Below are 16,541 nucleotides of genomic sequence, written 5' to 3'. Positions count from 1 at the left end.
TTGATCCGTTTCAATATAATTCTGGGTAGTCTCAAGATGTAACGATAGAAAGGATGATTTTAGTGCCTCATGCTTTAGTTTGATCAGGGAGAGGCTGAAAACCCCTGACAAAGTTGACTTACCAAGTGAGTGAGTTCGGGCAAAATCAATTTTTCCATCGCCAGTCGCACAGCATTACTGGAACCAGGAAGCGAGAAGATTAATTTATTTTGATAAACACCAGCAACAGCGCGAGAAGCGATCGCCCGCGAACCAATTTCTTGATAACTTAAAAAACGAAATAACTCCCCAAATCCCGGCAAAGTTTTCTCTAACAACTTCTCAATGGCATCATAAGTGGTGTCTCTGGCTGCAATACCCGTTCCACCATTGAAAATCACAGCATCTAAATTTGAGCTTTTACCCAGATTTTCTATCTGCTCTTGAATTTGGGTCGGTTCATCTTTGATAATCGTGTAGGCTCCTACAGCATAGTTAGCAGCAAAGAGTAACTGCTGAATTAGCTGTCCACTTTTGTCTGTTTCCAAAGTGCGTGTATCGCTGACAGTAACCACAGCACAAGTTACGAGAATTCTAGGCGAATCTGGATGAGGTTGTAGCGTCATAGGTCAGTCATAAACTTTTGATCCTGGATAATTGGGCATGGGCAATGGCGCATTAAACATGACAATAATTACCGATACCCGATGCCCGATGCCCTATGACGTCAGTTGCTTCAACGGAGGGAACCTCCGCAACGCACTGGCTCCCCTATGCCTCATTTTTGCTCAGTCCCAGATCGTTTTCTTCAGCGTACCGCTCCATGAAGCGCATAAAGCGATCCCATTCTTCGACAGATTTCATGACGTAAAGTGCTTCTAATTGTTCCGGTTTCCCGTTGACAAATTTAGCCTTGACCTCACGGGTAATTATCTCACCTTCTTCGTCAATCAAGTACATCCCGGTAATATCTTCAGTGCTACCTTGATCTAAAATCTTTGGATTGGTAAAAATAAACGTCGCTGTGCCACTGTCGCCACTGCGCGATCGCGTCAGCCGCACCTCTGGAGTTACCTCTTCGTCAAGACCTCTAGAAAATTGGATTTTCGTCATGATCAATGAATTTAAACTTTTGTGATGGTTAATTTAATATTCTCTCATCAATTAGAACACCACGATCTACAGGCTACTGTTATTCATTTTTTTAGTGTATACACTTAAATTACTTCCTTTTCAAGTAACAAAGTTACGAGGCGATGATTTTCAATTGTCACTTGCATCATTGCCCCAAATTGACCTAATTTAACCCTTTACCCTTTACCCCTCTTTTTTATTCCTATCTATCTTCTCTTGAACAGCATCCCGACAAAATTGCGCCGGGTTATCCTGTTTCTGTATCTCTTCCTTCATTTCCTTAGTAGCTCTAAAAGTAACATTTTCAGTTAAATCTTTACTTGGTGGATTATCAAAATTCTGAGGATTACCTTTAGGGTTAGGCATTGTTTAGAAATATAAATATAGCTTGTTTCGAGGCAAGCATCGAAATAGAATTTTAAATCGGTGAGTATGTTGTCTGGAAAACTTGTAACTCACCGATACCACTTTTATCAAGAGGTAATTCTATTTTATGTTCACACGGTCAGAACTTGAAATCAAAACTACTGCTGAGTTGAGAGACTTGTCTAGGTGTTACGGACTAAAGTCAACCGGGAATGGGGGATACAAGACCAGTTGGATTGTTACCTTGATGGCATTCCCACAGATAGCACTCGCTCAATTAAGGCAGGGAAGAGGATTAAAGTCACCAGGCTTTAGCGTTATTCAATTCCTTGAAGGGGTGGTAGATGAGATGAACTCACCTACTGATGAGCAAGCAGCGTTGATTAAGCTAACGATGGAGGGCAAAGCGATGAGCTATCCTGACCGATACGATCAGGAGAACCTGCTGAACTTACACAAAGCTAAGATGTACCTTGAAATAGCGATCGGATTACTAAATCAGTAAATCAGTTTACGATCCAGAAGCATTTAGTCCTCAGTATTGTGAGGCTGGCCTTTAGGGACTTCCAAGAAATAAATTATCCATTTTGTGGGGTGGGCATCTTGCCCGCTCTAAATCAGGGACGGGTGGACACCCATCCCACAAAAAATTTGGGATGTTTTTTTATTTGGAAGTCCCTTATTCACGTAGGGGTAATTCGTGAATTGCCCCTACGTGAGAATAATTCTTTGGGGAATGAGGAAGCGATGTCTACGACGCGCTATTCGGTGTCGCTATTCTCTCATTTTAATTGTTCAAAATTGATGGCGGAGCCGTTAGGAATGCATTCCCAGGTGGAACCTGGGAACGAGTAACGAGTTATTAAACTCCTAACTCCTAACTTTTATTTGCCAAAGCCTTTACCACGAGAGGTTGAAGGTAGACAAATGCAGTTTTCGAGTTGAGTAATTAAAGCTTCACGATCCAAATTTTGACCAATCAGCACTAGTTGATTTTTCAATTTACCTTGCCATTCATCATCATCCAAGGTGAAGCGTTTACCGCAAAGGTGGAAAATATGACGCTTTGGACTTTCGTCAAACCACATAATACCCTTCGCTCGAAAGATATTTGTGGGTAGCTGGTTATCTAAGAAATACTGAAATTTCTTAATAGAAAAAGGCTTGTCACTTTGGAAAGAGATGGAAGTAAAACCATCATTTTCTAAATGATCAGAATGATGGTGATCGTGGTCATGGTCGTGATGATCGTGACCGCATGTTGAATGGTCACGATCATCATGATGATCGTCATGGTCATGATCGTGATGGTCATGTTCATCTACCACTGTGTCAAAATATTTATCCGACTCAAACAGACCAACACTCAGAATTAAAGGAAGTGGCACTTGCGATCGCGTCGTGCGGATAATTCTGGCTCCTTCCTTGACTTCGTTAATTTTTCTTTCTAACTCATTCAAAGTGGCTTCATCAACCAAATCTGCTTTGTTCAGCACAATTACATCACCATAAGCAATCTGGCTGTATGCTGCCTCAGAGTTAAATAAATCTAGGCTGTAATTCGCCGCGTCTACCACGGTAATAATCGAATCCAAGCGGGTTAAATCTCGCAATTCTGTGCCCAGAAATGTTAAAGCTACTGGTAGCGGATCTGCTAATCCTGTTGTTTCCACTACGAGATAATCTAGATTTTCTTGGCGTTCTAAAACTTTGTAAACTGCATCTACTAAATCATTATTAATAGTGCAGCAGATACAACCGTTATTTAGCTCCACCATGTTCTCACCAGTGGAAACAATTAGCTCGTTGTCGATGCCAATTTCACCAAATTCATTCACGAGAACAGCCGTTTTCAAACCCTGTTGGTTGTTGAGGATATGATTAAGTAAAGTCGTCTTGCCACTACCGAGGAAACCCGTAATAATTGTTACTGGCATTCCTTGCTTGGGCGTATCCATTGTCGAAGATTCGGGTGTAACTGCTGATTGCATAGCGCTGTTATCAAATAGTCAAAAAATAGTAATGTAGCGCAGATAGTCCAGAAAACACTAGCATAGGGATGCTGGACTGTCATCCCGGCTGCTTTACCCTATTATTACGTATCTTCTTATTTCAGCATTACTCTGTTATGACCCTAAACCTTTACAATACCCTCACCCGTCGTCAAGAACCGTTTGAAACAGTCGAACCAGGCAAAGTTAAGATGTATTACTGCGGTGTGACGGTGTACGACTACTGCCATTTGGGTCATGCTAGAGCTTGCATCGTTTGGGATGTCGTGCGCCGATACCTCCAGTTTATCGGTTATGAAGTGCGATATATCCAAAATTTTACCGATATTGATGACAAGATTCTCAATCGAGCCTGTGTTGAGCATTCCTCAATGGAAGCTGTAGCCGATCGCTATATCAAAGCATATTTTGAGGATATGGCGCGGTTGGGAATCAAAGAAGCTGATGAATATCCCCGTGCTACCCACACGATGAATGGCATTCAACGGTTAATTCATGAGTTGGAAAATAAAGGTTTTGCCTACCCTGCTGACGGCGATGTATATTATGCTGTGCGGCAGTTTTCTGAGTATGGCAAGCTTTCTGGACGTAAGTTAGAAGATATGCAAGCCGGGAAAAGCGATGCCTACGGCGGGCTACGCCTACGCGTCAACATCGAAGATCCAGAATATCAGAAAAAGAAAGATCCCTTTGATTTTGCTTTGTGGAAGGCAGCAAAACCGGGAGAACCAGCTTGGGAATCACCTTGGGGCGCAGGTCGTCCGGGGTGGCATATAGAATGCTCGGCAATGGTGCGCGATCGCCTGGGTGATACCATCGATATTCATGCTGGTGGTACTGACTTAATTTTTCCTCATCACGAAAACGAAATTGCCCAATCTGAGGTTGTGACAGGAAAACCTTTAGCAAATTACTGGATGCATAACGGCATGGTAAAGGTAGATGGTGAAAAAATGTCCAAATCTTTGGGTAATTTTACCACTATTCGAGACTTACTAGATCGAGGAGTTGACCCGATGGCAGTGCGGTTGTTCGTGTTGACTGCTCAATATCGTACACCCATAGATTTTACCGACGAAGCGATCGCCGCAGCAACTAACGGTTGGCACACCATCAAAGAAGGGTTACTCTTCGGCTACCAATACGGCAAAAAACTAGGCTGGGGAGTGGGAACTGCCTCACTACTTCCTGAAACTGTTGAACGCTTCCAAGAAACGGTAAATAACGACTTTAATTTTCCTGGTGGATTAACAGTGCTGTTTGAATTAGCCAAAGAACTGCGTCGTCAGGGAAACATTCTTGTGCATGAAGGGAAAACCGAAACTTCCCCTGAGGAGTTACAGCGTCAATGGCAAACTCTCGTCACATTAGCTGGAGTTTTAGGTTTAGAAGCCAAGATAGAAACAGAAACTCCCACGAGTAGTGGTTTAAGCGATGCAGAAATTGAGGCGCGAATTCAGCAAAGGCGAGAAGCACGTATTGCCAAAAATTTTGCCGAAAGCGATCGCATTCGTGACGAACTTCAAGCAGAAGGTATTACGCTAATTGATAGTCGTGATGGCACACGCTGGCATCGTAATTAGAGGGGACTGGGGACTGGGGACTAGGGACTAGGAATAAATTGAATTCTCCCCAATCCCCAATCCCCAATCCCCAATCCCCAATCCCCAATTCCCCATTCCCTTAAATTATGTGGTCTGAACTTAAAAAAGCGATCGCTAGTTTCGATATTCCTGCTGATTGGATTGGTATTAGAGCCGTAAAGGAAACTTCTACTACCCGTCTAGTCCGTGACGCCTTACCCCAACTAAACGGCAAATCCTTCACTGTCGGAGCCATGCTGGAAGTTTTGGTTAATGGCTGTCTGGGTTATGCAGCAACTAACTCTCTAGAACTATCTTCCCTCCAAGCTGCTGCTCAAACAGCCTATAAACAGGCACTAGCAGCCAGTGAATGGTGGATACATCCCTTCCGTGAATGTGAGCGCCCGAAAGTCGTTGGTGAATATAAATCTCCATTTCTTGAGCCATTGGATGCTCTGAGTCCGGGAGAAATCAACGATTTACTAATTCGGATTTGCCAAACGCTCAAAGTTGATGACAAAATTGTGCAAACCATCGCCAGTGCCAGCACAACCGAGAGAGAATCTTGGTTTATTAGCAGCAACGGTTCAGAAGTCTATCAAAAAATACTATCTATAGGCACTAATTACGGAGCCACCGCCCAAGATGGAGCAATTGTACAACAGCGCAGCAACAACGGCTCCCAAGCAAACTGTTACCAAGGCGGACTTGAACTATTAAAACAAGAAAACTTATGGCATCGGGTACGGCAAATTGGCGAACAAGCAATAGAACTCTTGACAGCAGAGGAATGCCCAACCACCCGTACCAACTTAGTTTTAGCCCCAGATCAAATGATGCTGCAAATCCATGAAAGTGTCGGGCATCCCCTAGAAATTGACCGAATTTTGGGAGATGAGCGTAACTATGCTGGGGGCAGCTTCGTTAATAAAAGTGATTTTGGCAACCTAGCTTATGGTTCGCCACTGATGAACATTACCTTTGATCCCACCGTCCCTGGTGAATTTGCTAGCTATGGCTTTGATGATACAGGTGCTGTAGCCACGCGGGAGTACTTGGTTAAAGAAGGTGTACTTCAACGGGGTTTAGGCAGTCTGGAGAGCCAAGCCAGAGCAGGTGTAGCAGGAGTTGCCTGTGCCCGTGCTTCCTCATGGAATCGACCAGCCATCGATCGCATGGGTAACTTGAATTTAGAGCCTTTAAACGGTACTTTTGAAGACATTATTGCTGGGATAGAACACGGCGTTTATATGGAATCTAACCGATCTTGGTCAATTGACGATCGCCGTTACAAATTCCAATTTGGTTGTGAGTACGCTAAATTAATTGAAAATGGTAAACTTACCAAAACCCTTCGTAATCCTAACTATCGCGCCACAACACCAGAGTTTTGGCATAGTTTAATTCAAGTCGGAGATGCCACAAACTGGCAAATGTATGGTACTCCTTATTGTGGCAAAGGAGAACCAAATCAGGCCATTTGGGTAGGACACGGCTCACCTGTCTGTGTATTTGCTAATGTCGAAGTTTTTGGTGGAGGAACTTGAAAAAAGTTAGGAGTTGAAAGTTAGTAGTTAAAAATCTTCAACTCCCAACTCCTGTACAAACGCGATTCGCGTCTCTACTCCCAACTCTTGTACAGACGCGATTAATCGCGTCTCTCCAAACAGACGCGATTAATCGCGTCTCTACTTTTCCCTATTCCCTATTAATATTTAATATCTATGAAAATTGAGGAATTATCTGTATTAGAAGTCAGCTTTAATCGACTTATTGAAAGTTTGCTGATTAAAAAAGCAAAAAATGAACAATTCACCGTGAGACTCAGCAGTGAAATAAGTCAATTTACTCGTTTTAATCATGCAAAAGTGCGACAAACTGGTTGTGTCGCTGATGGTTGGATAGAACTGACTTTGATGCAAGATCAGCGCAATAGTGTTCGCCAATTTCCCTTTACTGGAAATTGGGATCTAGATTGGCAGTTAACATATACTGCTTTGCAAGAACTACGTGACGAACTTATTCTACTACCCATCGATCCATATCTAGTTTTGCCATCAGGAAATAATACCAGTCGAGAAATACATTCTGGGAATTTATTGGCGGCGGAAGCAGTAGTACCAACTGTACTAGAACTAGTTTCTGAATTAGATTTTACCGGGATATATGCCGGGGGATCGGTAATTAAAGCCTATGGTGATTCTAGTGGTAAAAAACACTGGTTTGCAACTGATTCTTTTACCTTAGATTACTCTCTATTTTCCCCATCTGGACAAGCAGTTAAAGGCACATTTGCCGGGAGTGATTGGGATAAATCTGCTTATATAGCCAAAATTAGCGAAGCCAAAAAGCAACTAGAATTGCTGACTCGCCCAGCTAAAGAATTGCCACGAGGACAGTACAAAACTTACTTTGCACCAGCTGCTGTCGCAGATTTATTAATGATGCTTTCTTGGGGTTCTGTGAGCGAAGCTGATATTCAGCAAGGAAACAGCTCTTTAGCTGCTCTATCGCGTCAAGAAAAACAACTTTCCACTGCATTTAGTTTGAAAGAAAACTTCCAACGGGGATTAGTACCACGATTTAATGAATTGGGAGAAATAGCAGCACCGGAGTTACCTATAATAGAAAAAGGATATTTGGTAAATACTCTGGTGAATTCTCGGACTGCTAAAGAATATCAAAAAATTGCCAACGGCGCTAATGCTTCAGAGACTTTACGAGCGCCAGAAGTGAGTCCGGGAAATTTGGTATTTGAGCAGATTATTCCGAGTTTAGATACAGGATTATATGTATCTAATTTGCATTACTTGAATTGGAGCGATCGCCACACTGGTAGAATCACAGGTATGACTCGTTATGCTTGTTTTTGGGTAGAAAACGGAGAAATTATCGCCCCCATTGAAAACTTACGTTTTGATGAAAGTCTCTATCGCTTTTGGGGAGAAAACTTAGTAGATTTGACTAATTTTCAAGAATTCATTCCTGAAGTCGGAACTTATGATAGTCGCCAACTTGGAGGTAGTTTAGTTCCTGGTATGCTAGTGGAAGATTTTACATATACTTTGTAATCAGTTCATGTAAATATCCTCTGGGAATGCAAAATTTTACACCTCTATTAGGAACACCAACCTTGTGTTTTTATAACTTGTTGAATGTCAGTTTCCAATAATTGAAAAGCAGACAAAGCTCTTAGGGGTGAAAAGTCATCAATAAGTTCAGCTAATCGGTGTACACGTTCGTTTACCGAGAATTGCTTTAGCCGCCGACCTTTCAACTCACTAGCTTCGTACAGAAGTCCATAGAGAATATTTTTTGGATCAAGTATTTGTTCAAGTCTACGAATATCTGGCAGTTGTAATAGTTGATGTCCACGAGGATTTCCTGCCGCTTTCCGTAGCGCTACTTCGTCAAATAAAAGCCACGCCTCCTGCATACGTACCGGAATCACACAAATATGAGGTGGCACTACTACTGATTTTTTAACTGCTTCTTCTAGCGCTTCTGAAATTTCCGTTATACGTTTTTCGCGTGGTTCTCTTTCTGCATCTCGGTGGATAAACAAGAGATTACAAGGATAGAGTTCTAAGCTGTTGATAATCCGTGGTAATAACTTTTTCGGTGGTTTGGGTAAGCGTCGTAGATCCGCCCAATTAGACTGGATAGCACACTCAACCTGATGCGCCCGTAATAACCAGGTGAGGATAGGCATCAGTGCTTTATCTGAACTGCCGTCTGACAGCAAAGTGTAGCAAAGTTCTTTCATGCCTATTCAGTAGGAAAACCGGGAATTAGTGGTTGAAGGTCAGTTCTATCCACAACTCGACGTTTTTTGGGTTGTGTTGGTTTTGATTGCTGGAGATTTCCTACTTTTCCATTACTCTCAGGCTCTGATTCACCAAGTACTACCGGATTCAAGTAAGCAAGTAATTTGTTTTTGGGTACAACATTCATGCTTTCTGGGTCTTTCTGTCGCCAAGTGTCAGGTAGACAAGCAAACGATACTCGCTTAAATCGCTTCCCTGAATCTACTGTTTCCTTTAATTCAGCAACCAATAGGCTGTCGTCAGGTACTTGCATAACTACTGAAGGTGAGTGAGTGTTGATGATTACTTGACGAAGGGGGTTATCTATCCCAATAGGTTCATCAACATCAGTAGCAATGTCTTGAAGTAGTTTGAGTATTTTGGGAATACGCTCTGGATGAATACCGTTTTCTGGCTCTTCTAAACACAAAAGACCTTGTGCGTGAGGGTCTAATTCTAGAACTGCTAATGCCAAAAAGCGCAGGGTTCCATCTGATAGCGCCCTTGCTGGATGTGATGTACTGTCTTTGCCAGTAACTATTACCGTCAAAATTTCACGTCGTTCATCCCGGTCAATTCCTACTTCACCTACATCATCAATCAGTTCTGCCAGCCGATTCGCAACTTGGCTGTAAACCTGTGCTTCCGCCTCATCATCTGACAGTCCATTTATGGGATGATTTTTGTTGATGCGTGCCAAGTGATAGAGTGTTGCAGCTAAGTGAGAACCATCCATATCTAACTTTGTGGGCGATGTAAATTCGTCTGGCTGCCGTAGTGCTGAAGGTTCTAACTGAAGTAGCCGCCAGGATTGCATTTCTCTTCGCGCCAGCAGCACCGTTGGACTTTCTGCCGCATTAGCCACAGATAGCACGGTTCGGGGAAGATTCATGGCTAGCCGAGACAAGGGTTTTCCATTCCTCCCGTCTTGATGTAGCTTAATTACTGTCTTTCCTTTGTCGTCTCCGGTTGAAATGAATGGTGAAGTTCGTCGCCCCTTAACTGCTGATTTACGCCACTCAACACTGTGAGGAAACAATAAGTTTTTCTTGGCATCACCAAGATTGATGTGAACTAACTCCTCTTTAATGATTTCTAGGGAACCTAAAGACCGCAAGCCATCATCTGATCTGTAAGCAAGGATGATAGAGTAGCGAAGAAAAGTAATACTAGCTTCCGCCTTTTGCCCTAGATCGTCTACACCCTCTTCTGGTACAATCATCTCGGCATCAAAGGACATTTCATCTGCATATTCGTCACCAACCCGATGAAACAGACTACGTACATCAGCTGTTCGACCTCCTTCATCTCGCACAGATAAGGCAGCTTCAATTAGTTGAATATCCGCGATCGCACTTAAAAATTTAATAGCATCAAATAAGTTAGATTTACCAACCCCATTAGCCCCGGCTACACAGGTAAATGGCCCGAATTGGACATCAACATCGACGAGGTTCTTAAAACCAGAAACTTTCAACCTAGTTAGCATAATATTCCTCTGTTGGCAGAAAAAATTGCAAATGTGCCAAGCAGATGTGGCTCACAAACAGAATAGACCTCCTTGTTCTAGTTTGACTGTACAACCTGAGAAATTTTGGGTCTGGTTGGATAAAACCTCCTTATATCCTGATACTCGCAACTAGCTCAATCAGCTGTCACGCCTCTAGCAAAGCATGTTTTGTATAAACGGGATGTGTATATTGCGTCTCTATAAGAAAAATACATCAAATCATCTTTCTACAACCCCGTCAGCCCAAATTGGTAAATGCTAGGACTACAGTTTATCTTTTTTTGCCAGGAGATGAGTTGCGCTGGGTGAGGTTATCAATTTGCAGTTGTTGGCGTCCATTGGTGACAATTCGCAACATCTCTTTGAGATCCTGCTCAATATTTCCCAAAAGTCCATCGGCATATTGATCGGCACCATCTTCAATTTCTTGAGCCTGAGCGATCGCAGTTTGTCGCATCAACTCTAACTCTTGCTGACAAGCATACCGCTTGCGGTCAATCTCCGCGAGGGTTTCTTGCATTATTCCCTCACACTCTTGTTGCACTTGTCGCCGCAGTTGTTCAGCTTCCTGTTTCGCTTGGTGAATAATATCGCTTTCAGCTAAAATTTGCGCTCTTTTTGCTTGTGCAGCCTCAACAACCTGCTGCCCATACTCTTCTGCTTCCAGCAAAATCTCGTCCTTTTGGTTGAGAACTGCTGCTGCTTCTTGAAAAAGTGATGGTAAAGCCACCCGGATGTAATCAAGCTGATCTAGTAGCTTTTCTTCATCTATGAGTGTGCGTCCCGTCAACGGAATCCTGAGACTAGAGAGAACTATTTCCTCTAGGCGGTTGAGTTCCTGCTGAATATCTATGCTTCCCTCTCCACCGAGATATTCTTGAGGTGCGGGATTGTTTCCGTTGAGATTGGGTTCGACATTGGAGATTTCTGATTGTAGCATTGGTATATATCCAGGGCAATGTGTGGGGGAACGAGATGATCGATAGAGCCACCAAACCTTGCAATCTCTTTTACCACACTACTACTTAAAAAACTATACTCATTTGAGGTTGCAAGAAAAACTGTTTCTATTTCGGTAGAAAGAGTTTTATTGGTGTGAGCCATTTGCAGTTCCACTTCAAAATCTGACACAGCCCGTAAACCCCGCAACAAAACTTGTGCTTGTCGCATTTGGGCATAGTTGACAGTCAGACCATCAAAGCTGTCTACTTCTACATTAGGTAGATGTTGTGTAGAATCACGGATCTGATCTAGCCGTTGCTCCACACTAAAAAGTGGAATTTTGTTAGGGTTCCGCAGTACAGCGACAATCACCCGCTCAAACAGCCGACTACCGCGCCCAATGAGGTCAAGGTGTCCCAAAGTGATGGGGTCGAAGCTACCAGGATAAATAGCAATCACAATTTTAAATATATCAAAGTTGTTTACGTGATTATATCGAAACAGTTTTACGTAACCTACTCAAATTTACCATCTTGCGCTCTGGGTAAAGATGCTAAATTCAATTGTTTTAGTGGCACAAGTTATGCTCAACTAGGCATTAGGAACTAGACTCCTAAATATGGATGCTGGATTTTTACAAGTTAGCCGGTAAGCGTAGAGCTACGTGTCTTTAGACCTGAGATATAAGTGAATTGTGGGGTTTTAACCCCATTCAGAATTAATTTTTGGTGCGGGGGGGGGCATAATATAGTTATGCCACAGGTAGAATAACCGCTAGCACAAATGGATAATCAACCCCAAAACGACTGGCTAGGAAAAAATAATGGCAAGTGGGTAGTGAATAAACCACTTTAAAAATAACTAGGATGCCAGCGCGGATCTAAATCCAGCAAACTAACTATTTTTCAAAAAACATTAAATGTACCGTGGGGCACACGGGAACAAGAGAACTCCTTCTCTAACGCTTAGGGAGATGAGAGCCACCTGGGATTATCTAAATTGAACTCGATGCTTGGTTCTATTGAACGGGTTTCAGGTTTAAGCATTGCCGCAAGGATAGGTTATTTTAAGGCACGTCGATGAACTAAGAATCTCAGTGTCTTTAGATCTGAGAGTGTCAACTAAGTCCCCACAATGTTGTGGAAGATTCAAGTGTAGTTCCAGTATCCGAGACACAAAAAACTCCGTACTTAGCAAAGTGCGCGGGTAGTTAACGAACTTTTCTAGGTAATTTTTCATGGCACTGGATTTTTCCGCCTTGCCTTTGGCATTTCAGTTTACTTCTCCAGGACCAATTCTGGTGAAAATAGGGCCACTCACAATCCGTTGGTATGGCTTGTTGATTGCCACAGCAGTTTTAATTGGCGTTATCCTTTCCCAGGAATTGGCAAAGCGCCGTAATGTTAATCCTGAGTTGCTAGGCGATTTATTCTTTTGGTTGTTGATTGGGGCAATTCCTGGCGCAAGGCTATATTACGTTTTGTTTGAGTGGTCAAAATATGCCCCAACTCCAGGAAAAATCTTTGCTATCTGGGAAGGAGGTATTGCCATTCATGGAGCGATTCTTGGTGGGGTTTTAGCTGCGTTAATCTTTGCCAAAATCAAACAGGTTTCTTTTTGGCAACTAGCAGATTTAGTAGCGCCTTCGCTGATTTTAGGGCAGGCGATCGGACGTTGGGGCAATTTCTTTAATTCTGAAGCTTTTGGCGATCCCACTGATTTACCCTGGAAGCTCTATATTCCACCAGATCGTCGTCCTCTAGATTACGTTAGTTTCGATTACTTTCATCCCACCTTCCTCTACGAATCTCTGTGGGATTTAATGGTGTTTGCGCTACTAATAACGTTGTTTTTCCGATCTTTATCCGGTAAGCCCCGTTTGAAGGTAGGCACACTGTTTCTAGTTTACTGGCCAGCCTATAGCTTAGGGCGCTTGTGGATTGAAGGCTTTCGCACCGATAGCTTGATGCTGGGATCATTACGGATGGCACAAGTAGTCAGCAGTCTAGGAATTTTATTGGGATTAGTTGGATTAGCTTGGCTTTACTTACTTAAACGCCCTTTACCCGATGTAGTTCCTACTTTTAAAGGAAATGGCGAGAGTGGGAGATGAGGAAAATAACCATGCCCAATTCCCAATTCCCAATGCCCAAAAATAAAAAATGCCCCAGAGTATTCTCTAGGGCTTAACCAGGGTGCATCTACCATTACTCTCTACTAGAGAAAGAGGGTAAATCCGGAAAGATACTGAAGAATCTGCCAAAAAATTTTTGAGGGATTGCCGTGTGTTCTTTTAAAAGTGAATATACAGAAAAACTGATGTATAAAATAACACAATATATTCTAGAACCATCTGTGTATATTGTGGGAGCAGGCCCTGGAGATCCTGATTTATTAACGGTGAAGGCACAGAAACTCCTGGCTGCGGCTGATGTGATTTTATTTGCTGATTCTTTAATACCCGAACAGATTTTAGAACTTTGCCGAGAAGATGCGGAGATAATTAGAACTGCGAATCAGACTTTAGAAGAGATTTTGCCGATTATGATCGATCGGGTGCGATCGCAATCCAAATCTCTCGTCCGTCTCCATTCTGGCGATCCTAGCCTCTACAGTGCCATCCACGAGCAAATGCACCTCCTAGCAGAGGCAAATATTCCTTTTGAAGTCATACCTGGTATCAGCGCTTTTCAAGCTGCGGCTGCCAAACTCAAAGTAGAACTGACTGTCCCTGGTTTAGTCCAGACTATTATTTTGACGCGCATTAGCGGACGTACAGAAGTCCCCGCTACTGAAGAGTTAGCCACTCTTGCGGCACATCAGGCTAGCCTCTGCCTGTATTTAAGTGCGCGTCATGTCGAAAATGCCCAAGCTAAACTACTCGAACATTACCCAGCCGAAACCCCCATTGCCATTTGCTTTCGCATCGGATGGCCTGATGAAAAGATTAGGGTTGTCCCCCTGAATCAAATGGCAGACTGTACTCATCAAGAAAAACTAATTCGCACTACACTTTATATCATCAGTCCAGCACTCTCCACAGCAACAGGGCGATCGCGTTTATATCATCCCGAACATAGTCATCTATTTCGCTCGTCTCATAATGAAAATTCCTATCCCAACTCCAAAACACTTGACAAGTAGAAAAAAAATAGTGATAATAGCAAAGTTGACAAACAAGGGACTGTAGTTCAATTGGTTAGAGCACCGCCCTGTCACGGCGGAAGTTGCGGGTTCGAGCCCCGTCAGTCCCGTTCCCACTTATAAGTAGTTAATGCTGAGTTCTGATGAGTAATATAGGAATTCGGCATTGCTTATTAGTTAGGGACTTCCAAATAAAAATATTCAACTACCTCTTGTAGGGTGTGCGTCTCGCCTGACCGTAGCTAAAGGCGATCAAGATGATTGACTCAAGATTCAGGGTTTAAATATAAGCTACATTTATCATGCTTTGCGAAAGAGAGAATTAACTGTGACTGTCAGAGTCAGAATTGCGCCGAGTCCAACCGGAAATTTACATATTGGTACAGCTAGAACGGCTGTATTTAATTGGTTATTTGCCCGTCACCACGGCGGGAAATTTATACTGCGAATAGAAGACACAGATTTAGAGCGATCGCGTCCCGAATACACCGACAATATTCTTGAAGGATTGCGCTGGCTAGGACTTAACTGGGATGAAGGGCCATTTTTCCAATCCCAACGCCTGGATCTTTATAAAGAAGCAGTACAAAAACTGCTAGATCAAGGATTAGCCTATCGCTGCTACACCACTTCTGAAGAACTAGAGGCTCTCCGAGAAGCCCAAAAAGCTAGAGGTGAAGCTCCTCGCTATGACAACCGTCACCGCAACCTCACCCCAGAACAACGCGCCGCTTTTGAAGCCGAAGGTCGCTCTTCTGTGATTCGCTTCAAAATCGAAGATGGACGGGAAATTGTCTGGAATGACCTAGTAAGGGGAAAGATGTCTTGGCGAGGTAGCGATTTAGGTGGTGATATGGTCATCGCCCGCGCCTCAGAAGAAGGGAGCGGTCAACCTTTATACAACTTTGTCGTTGTCGTGGATGACATCGATATGCAAATCACCCATGTCATTCGGGGAGAAGACCACATCGCCAACACCGCCAAGCAAATTTTACTGTATGAAGCAATGGGTGCAAAAATCCCAGAGTTTTCCCACACACCCTTGATTTTGAATGTGGAAGGACGCAAACTTTCTAAGCGAGATGGTGTTACTTCCATTTCTGACTTTCAGCAAATGGGCTTTACTGCTGAAGGCTTGGTGAATTACATGACATTGCTGGGTTGGTCGCCACCAGACTCGACGCAAGAAATATTTACCTTAGAAACAGCAGCGAAAGAATTTGGCTTTGAACGTGTAAATAAAGCAGGTGCAAAGTTTGACTGGGACAAGCTGGATTGGTTGAACAGTCAGTATATCCACAATACGCCAGTAGATAAACTCACAGATTTACTTATACCCTATTGGCAAGGGGCTGGGTATAAATTTGATGGTGGAAGGGAACGCCCCTGGTTAGAGCAACTAGTAACTTTAATTAGCCAAAGTTTGACTCGCCTGGTAGATGCAGTAGCTCAAAGCCAAGTGTTTTTTAGCGACACCGTTGAATTTAGCGACGAAGGTAGTACGCAACTGAAGCAAGAAGGTTCTGTTGCTGTCCTTGAGGGGATTGTCACAGCTTTAGAAAATCAGCCGCAACTGTCGGAAGCCGCCGCCCAGGAGATTATTAAACAAGTGGTGAAAGAGCAAAAAGTCAAAAAAGGCTTAGTGATGCGATCGCTCCGAGCCGCCTTAACTGGAGATGTTCATGGCCCGGATCTAATCCAATCTTGGTTACTACTAAATCAGATTGGTTTAGATAAGCCGCGCTTGAGTCGGGCTATAACGGAAGTGAATTAGCGATTACTTTTGAATTTTAGAAATATTTTAGATTTTAGGGGCGCACATTTGTGGGCCCCTATCCATAAGGCAATACGCTTTTCCTCGTTTCCATGCTCTGCATGGGAACAAGAGCAACGAGAAAATAATGGAAAATCAAGCTTTTTTCGACTTGTGTGTACACCGTAGATCCATAAGGTAGAGCAACTATGAGAACAAGAAATCATTGACTAATTACTAATGAATTATTCTCAATTTCACATCTAAAATAGTTAGTCAATTCTCCTCATGTTGGGAACTTGGTGTGTAAAA

Annotated in this window: 15 protein-coding genes and 1 tRNA gene; 8 read left to right on the top strand and 8 right to left on the bottom strand. The window is 43.0% G+C overall.

The window, feature by feature from the left end; translation table 11 throughout:
* Positions 1-83 precede the first annotated feature (83 nt).
* The 3 genes from V7K97_RS13530 to V7K97_RS13515 form a co-directional block, all read right to left on the bottom strand.
* Positions 84-605 carry a MogA/MoaB family molybdenum cofactor biosynthesis protein gene (locus tag V7K97_RS13530; RefSeq protein WP_334801554.1) on the bottom strand — a complete coding sequence of 174 codons (522 nt, stop codon included), beginning with the start codon at positions 603-605 and terminating at the stop codon, positions 84-86.
* A 145-nt stretch (positions 606-750) separates the two neighbouring features.
* Entirely contained in the window at positions 751-1,092 is a 342-nt protein-coding gene (gene psb28 / locus V7K97_RS13525) for a photosystem II reaction center protein Psb28 (RefSeq protein WP_334801553.1), read from the bottom strand.
* Positions 1,093-1,296: 204 nt separating this feature from the next.
* The gene (locus V7K97_RS13515; protein ID WP_334801552.1) at positions 1,297-1,479 is read right to left on the bottom strand and encodes a hypothetical protein; all 183 of its coding nucleotides are present in this window, start codon (positions 1,477-1,479) and stop codon (positions 1,297-1,299) included.
* A 127-nt stretch (positions 1,480-1,606) separates the two neighbouring features.
* Here V7K97_RS13515 and V7K97_RS13510 point away from each other — a divergent pair, with 127 nt between their 5' ends.
* Positions 1,607-1,984: a hypothetical protein gene (locus V7K97_RS13510; protein WP_334801551.1), complete on the top strand. Its 378-nt coding sequence runs from the start codon at positions 1,607-1,609 to the stop codon at positions 1,982-1,984.
* Between the two features lie 379 nt (positions 1,985-2,363).
* Here the strand turns inward: V7K97_RS13510 and V7K97_RS13505 are convergent, their stop codons facing one another.
* Entirely contained in the window at positions 2,364-3,470 is a 1,107-nt protein-coding gene (locus V7K97_RS13505) for a CobW family GTP-binding protein (RefSeq protein WP_334801550.1), read from the bottom strand.
* A gap of 137 nt (positions 3,471-3,607) precedes the next feature.
* On the opposite strand from V7K97_RS13505, the gene cysS reads away from it, so the two are divergent.
* From cysS to V7K97_RS13490, 3 genes are all read left to right on the top strand, one after another.
* Positions 3,608-5,074: a cysteine--tRNA ligase gene (gene cysS, locus V7K97_RS13500; protein ID WP_334801549.1), complete on the top strand. Its 1,467-nt coding sequence runs from the start codon at positions 3,608-3,610 to the stop codon at positions 5,072-5,074.
* A gap of 107 nt (positions 5,075-5,181) precedes the next feature.
* On the top strand, positions 5,182-6,621 hold the full coding sequence (locus V7K97_RS13495; protein ID WP_334801548.1) for a TldD/PmbA family protein: 1,440 nt from the start codon (positions 5,182-5,184) through the stop codon (positions 6,619-6,621).
* Positions 6,622-6,798: 177 nt separating this feature from the next.
* Positions 6,799-8,145: a TldD/PmbA family protein gene (locus tag V7K97_RS13490; protein ID WP_334801547.1), complete on the top strand. Its 1,347-nt coding sequence runs from the start codon at positions 6,799-6,801 to the stop codon at positions 8,143-8,145.
* Between the two features lie 47 nt (positions 8,146-8,192).
* On the opposite strand, the gene V7K97_RS13485 is transcribed toward V7K97_RS13490, so the two are convergent.
* The 4 genes from V7K97_RS13485 to coaD all read right to left on the bottom strand — a co-directional run bounded on the left by V7K97_RS13485 (position 8,193) and on the right by coaD (position 11,791).
* Positions 8,193-8,840: a hypothetical protein gene (locus V7K97_RS13485; RefSeq protein ID WP_334801546.1), complete on the bottom strand. Its 648-nt coding sequence runs from the start codon at positions 8,838-8,840 to the stop codon at positions 8,193-8,195.
* Positions 8,841-8,842: 2 nt separating this feature from the next.
* Positions 8,843-10,369 (bottom strand): AAA family ATPase, encoded by a 1,527-nt coding sequence (locus tag V7K97_RS13480; RefSeq protein ID WP_334801545.1) that lies wholly within the window; start codon positions 10,367-10,369, stop codon positions 8,843-8,845.
* A gap of 292 nt (positions 10,370-10,661) precedes the next feature.
* The gene (locus tag V7K97_RS13475) at positions 10,662-11,330 is read right to left on the bottom strand and encodes a DivIVA domain-containing protein (protein WP_334801544.1); all 669 of its coding nucleotides are present in this window, start codon (positions 11,328-11,330) and stop codon (positions 10,662-10,664) included.
* Entirely contained in the window at positions 11,240-11,791 is a 552-nt protein-coding gene (gene coaD, locus V7K97_RS13470; protein WP_334801543.1) for a pantetheine-phosphate adenylyltransferase, read from the bottom strand. The genes V7K97_RS13475 and coaD overlap by 91 nt, the downstream gene beginning before the upstream one ends.
* 778 nt (positions 11,792-12,569) lie before the next feature.
* On the opposite strand from coaD, the gene lgt reads away from it, so the two are divergent.
* The 4 genes from lgt to gltX all read left to right on the top strand — a co-directional run bounded on the left by lgt (position 12,570) and on the right by gltX (position 16,250).
* Positions 12,570-13,445 carry a prolipoprotein diacylglyceryl transferase gene (gene lgt / locus V7K97_RS13465; protein WP_334801542.1) on the top strand — a complete coding sequence of 292 codons (876 nt, stop codon included), beginning with the start codon at positions 12,570-12,572 and terminating at the stop codon, positions 13,443-13,445.
* 206 nt (positions 13,446-13,651) lie between these two features.
* The gene (gene cobM, locus V7K97_RS13460; protein WP_334801541.1) at positions 13,652-14,476 is read left to right on the top strand and encodes a precorrin-4 C(11)-methyltransferase; all 825 of its coding nucleotides are present in this window, start codon (positions 13,652-13,654) and stop codon (positions 14,474-14,476) included.
* Between the two features lie 36 nt (positions 14,477-14,512).
* Positions 14,513-14,586: transfer RNA gene (locus V7K97_RS13455), tRNA-Asp, on the top strand.
* A gap of 218 nt (positions 14,587-14,804) precedes the next feature.
* Positions 14,805-16,250: a glutamate--tRNA ligase gene (gene gltX, locus V7K97_RS13450; protein WP_334801540.1), complete on the top strand. Its 1,446-nt coding sequence runs from the start codon at positions 14,805-14,807 to the stop codon at positions 16,248-16,250.
* The last annotated feature ends 291 nt before the right edge of the window (positions 16,251-16,541 follow it).

This window comes from Nostoc sp. (genome assembly GCF_036917815.1).
Taxonomy (GTDB): domain Bacteria; phylum Cyanobacteriota; class Cyanobacteriia; order Cyanobacteriales; family Nostocaceae; genus Nostoc.
Note: the sequence above shows the minus strand (reverse complement) of the source record. Positions and strands in the feature narration are given on the sequence as shown.

Excerpts from the sequence above, each read along its gene's own strand:
- V7K97_RS13495 (WP_334801548.1), top strand. The coding sequence starts at position 5,182 with ATGTGGTCTGAACTTAAAAAAGCGATCGCTAGTTTCGATATTCCTGCT.
- V7K97_RS13515 (WP_334801552.1), bottom strand. The coding sequence starts at position 1,479 with ATGCCTAACCCTAAAGGTAATCCTCAGAATTTTGATAATCCACCAAGT.
- psb28 (WP_334801553.1), bottom strand. The coding sequence starts at position 1,092 with ATGACGAAAATCCAATTTTCTAGAGGTCTTGACGAAGAGGTAACTCCA.
- V7K97_RS13485 (WP_334801546.1), bottom strand. The coding sequence starts at position 8,840 with ATGAAAGAACTTTGCTACACTTTGCTGTCAGACGGCAGTTCAGATAAA.
- V7K97_RS13530 (WP_334801554.1), bottom strand. The coding sequence starts at position 605 with ATGACGCTACAACCTCATCCAGATTCGCCTAGAATTCTCGTAACTTGT.
- V7K97_RS13475 (WP_334801544.1), bottom strand. The coding sequence starts at position 11,330 with ATGCTACAATCAGAAATCTCCAATGTCGAACCCAATCTCAACGGAAAC.
- cobM (WP_334801541.1), top strand. The coding sequence starts at position 13,652 with ATGTATAAAATAACACAATATATTCTAGAACCATCTGTGTATATTGTG.
- lgt (WP_334801542.1), top strand. The coding sequence starts at position 12,570 with ATGGCACTGGATTTTTCCGCCTTGCCTTTGGCATTTCAGTTTACTTCT.
- V7K97_RS13490 (WP_334801547.1), top strand. The coding sequence starts at position 6,799 with ATGAAAATTGAGGAATTATCTGTATTAGAAGTCAGCTTTAATCGACTT.
- V7K97_RS13480 (WP_334801545.1), bottom strand. The coding sequence starts at position 10,369 with ATGCTAACTAGGTTGAAAGTTTCTGGTTTTAAGAACCTCGTCGATGTT.
- V7K97_RS13510 (WP_334801551.1), top strand. The coding sequence starts at position 1,607 with ATGTTCACACGGTCAGAACTTGAAATCAAAACTACTGCTGAGTTGAGA.
- cysS (WP_334801549.1), top strand. The coding sequence starts at position 3,608 with ATGACCCTAAACCTTTACAATACCCTCACCCGTCGTCAAGAACCGTTT.
- V7K97_RS13505 (WP_334801550.1), bottom strand. The coding sequence starts at position 3,470 with ATGCAATCAGCAGTTACACCCGAATCTTCGACAATGGATACGCCCAAG.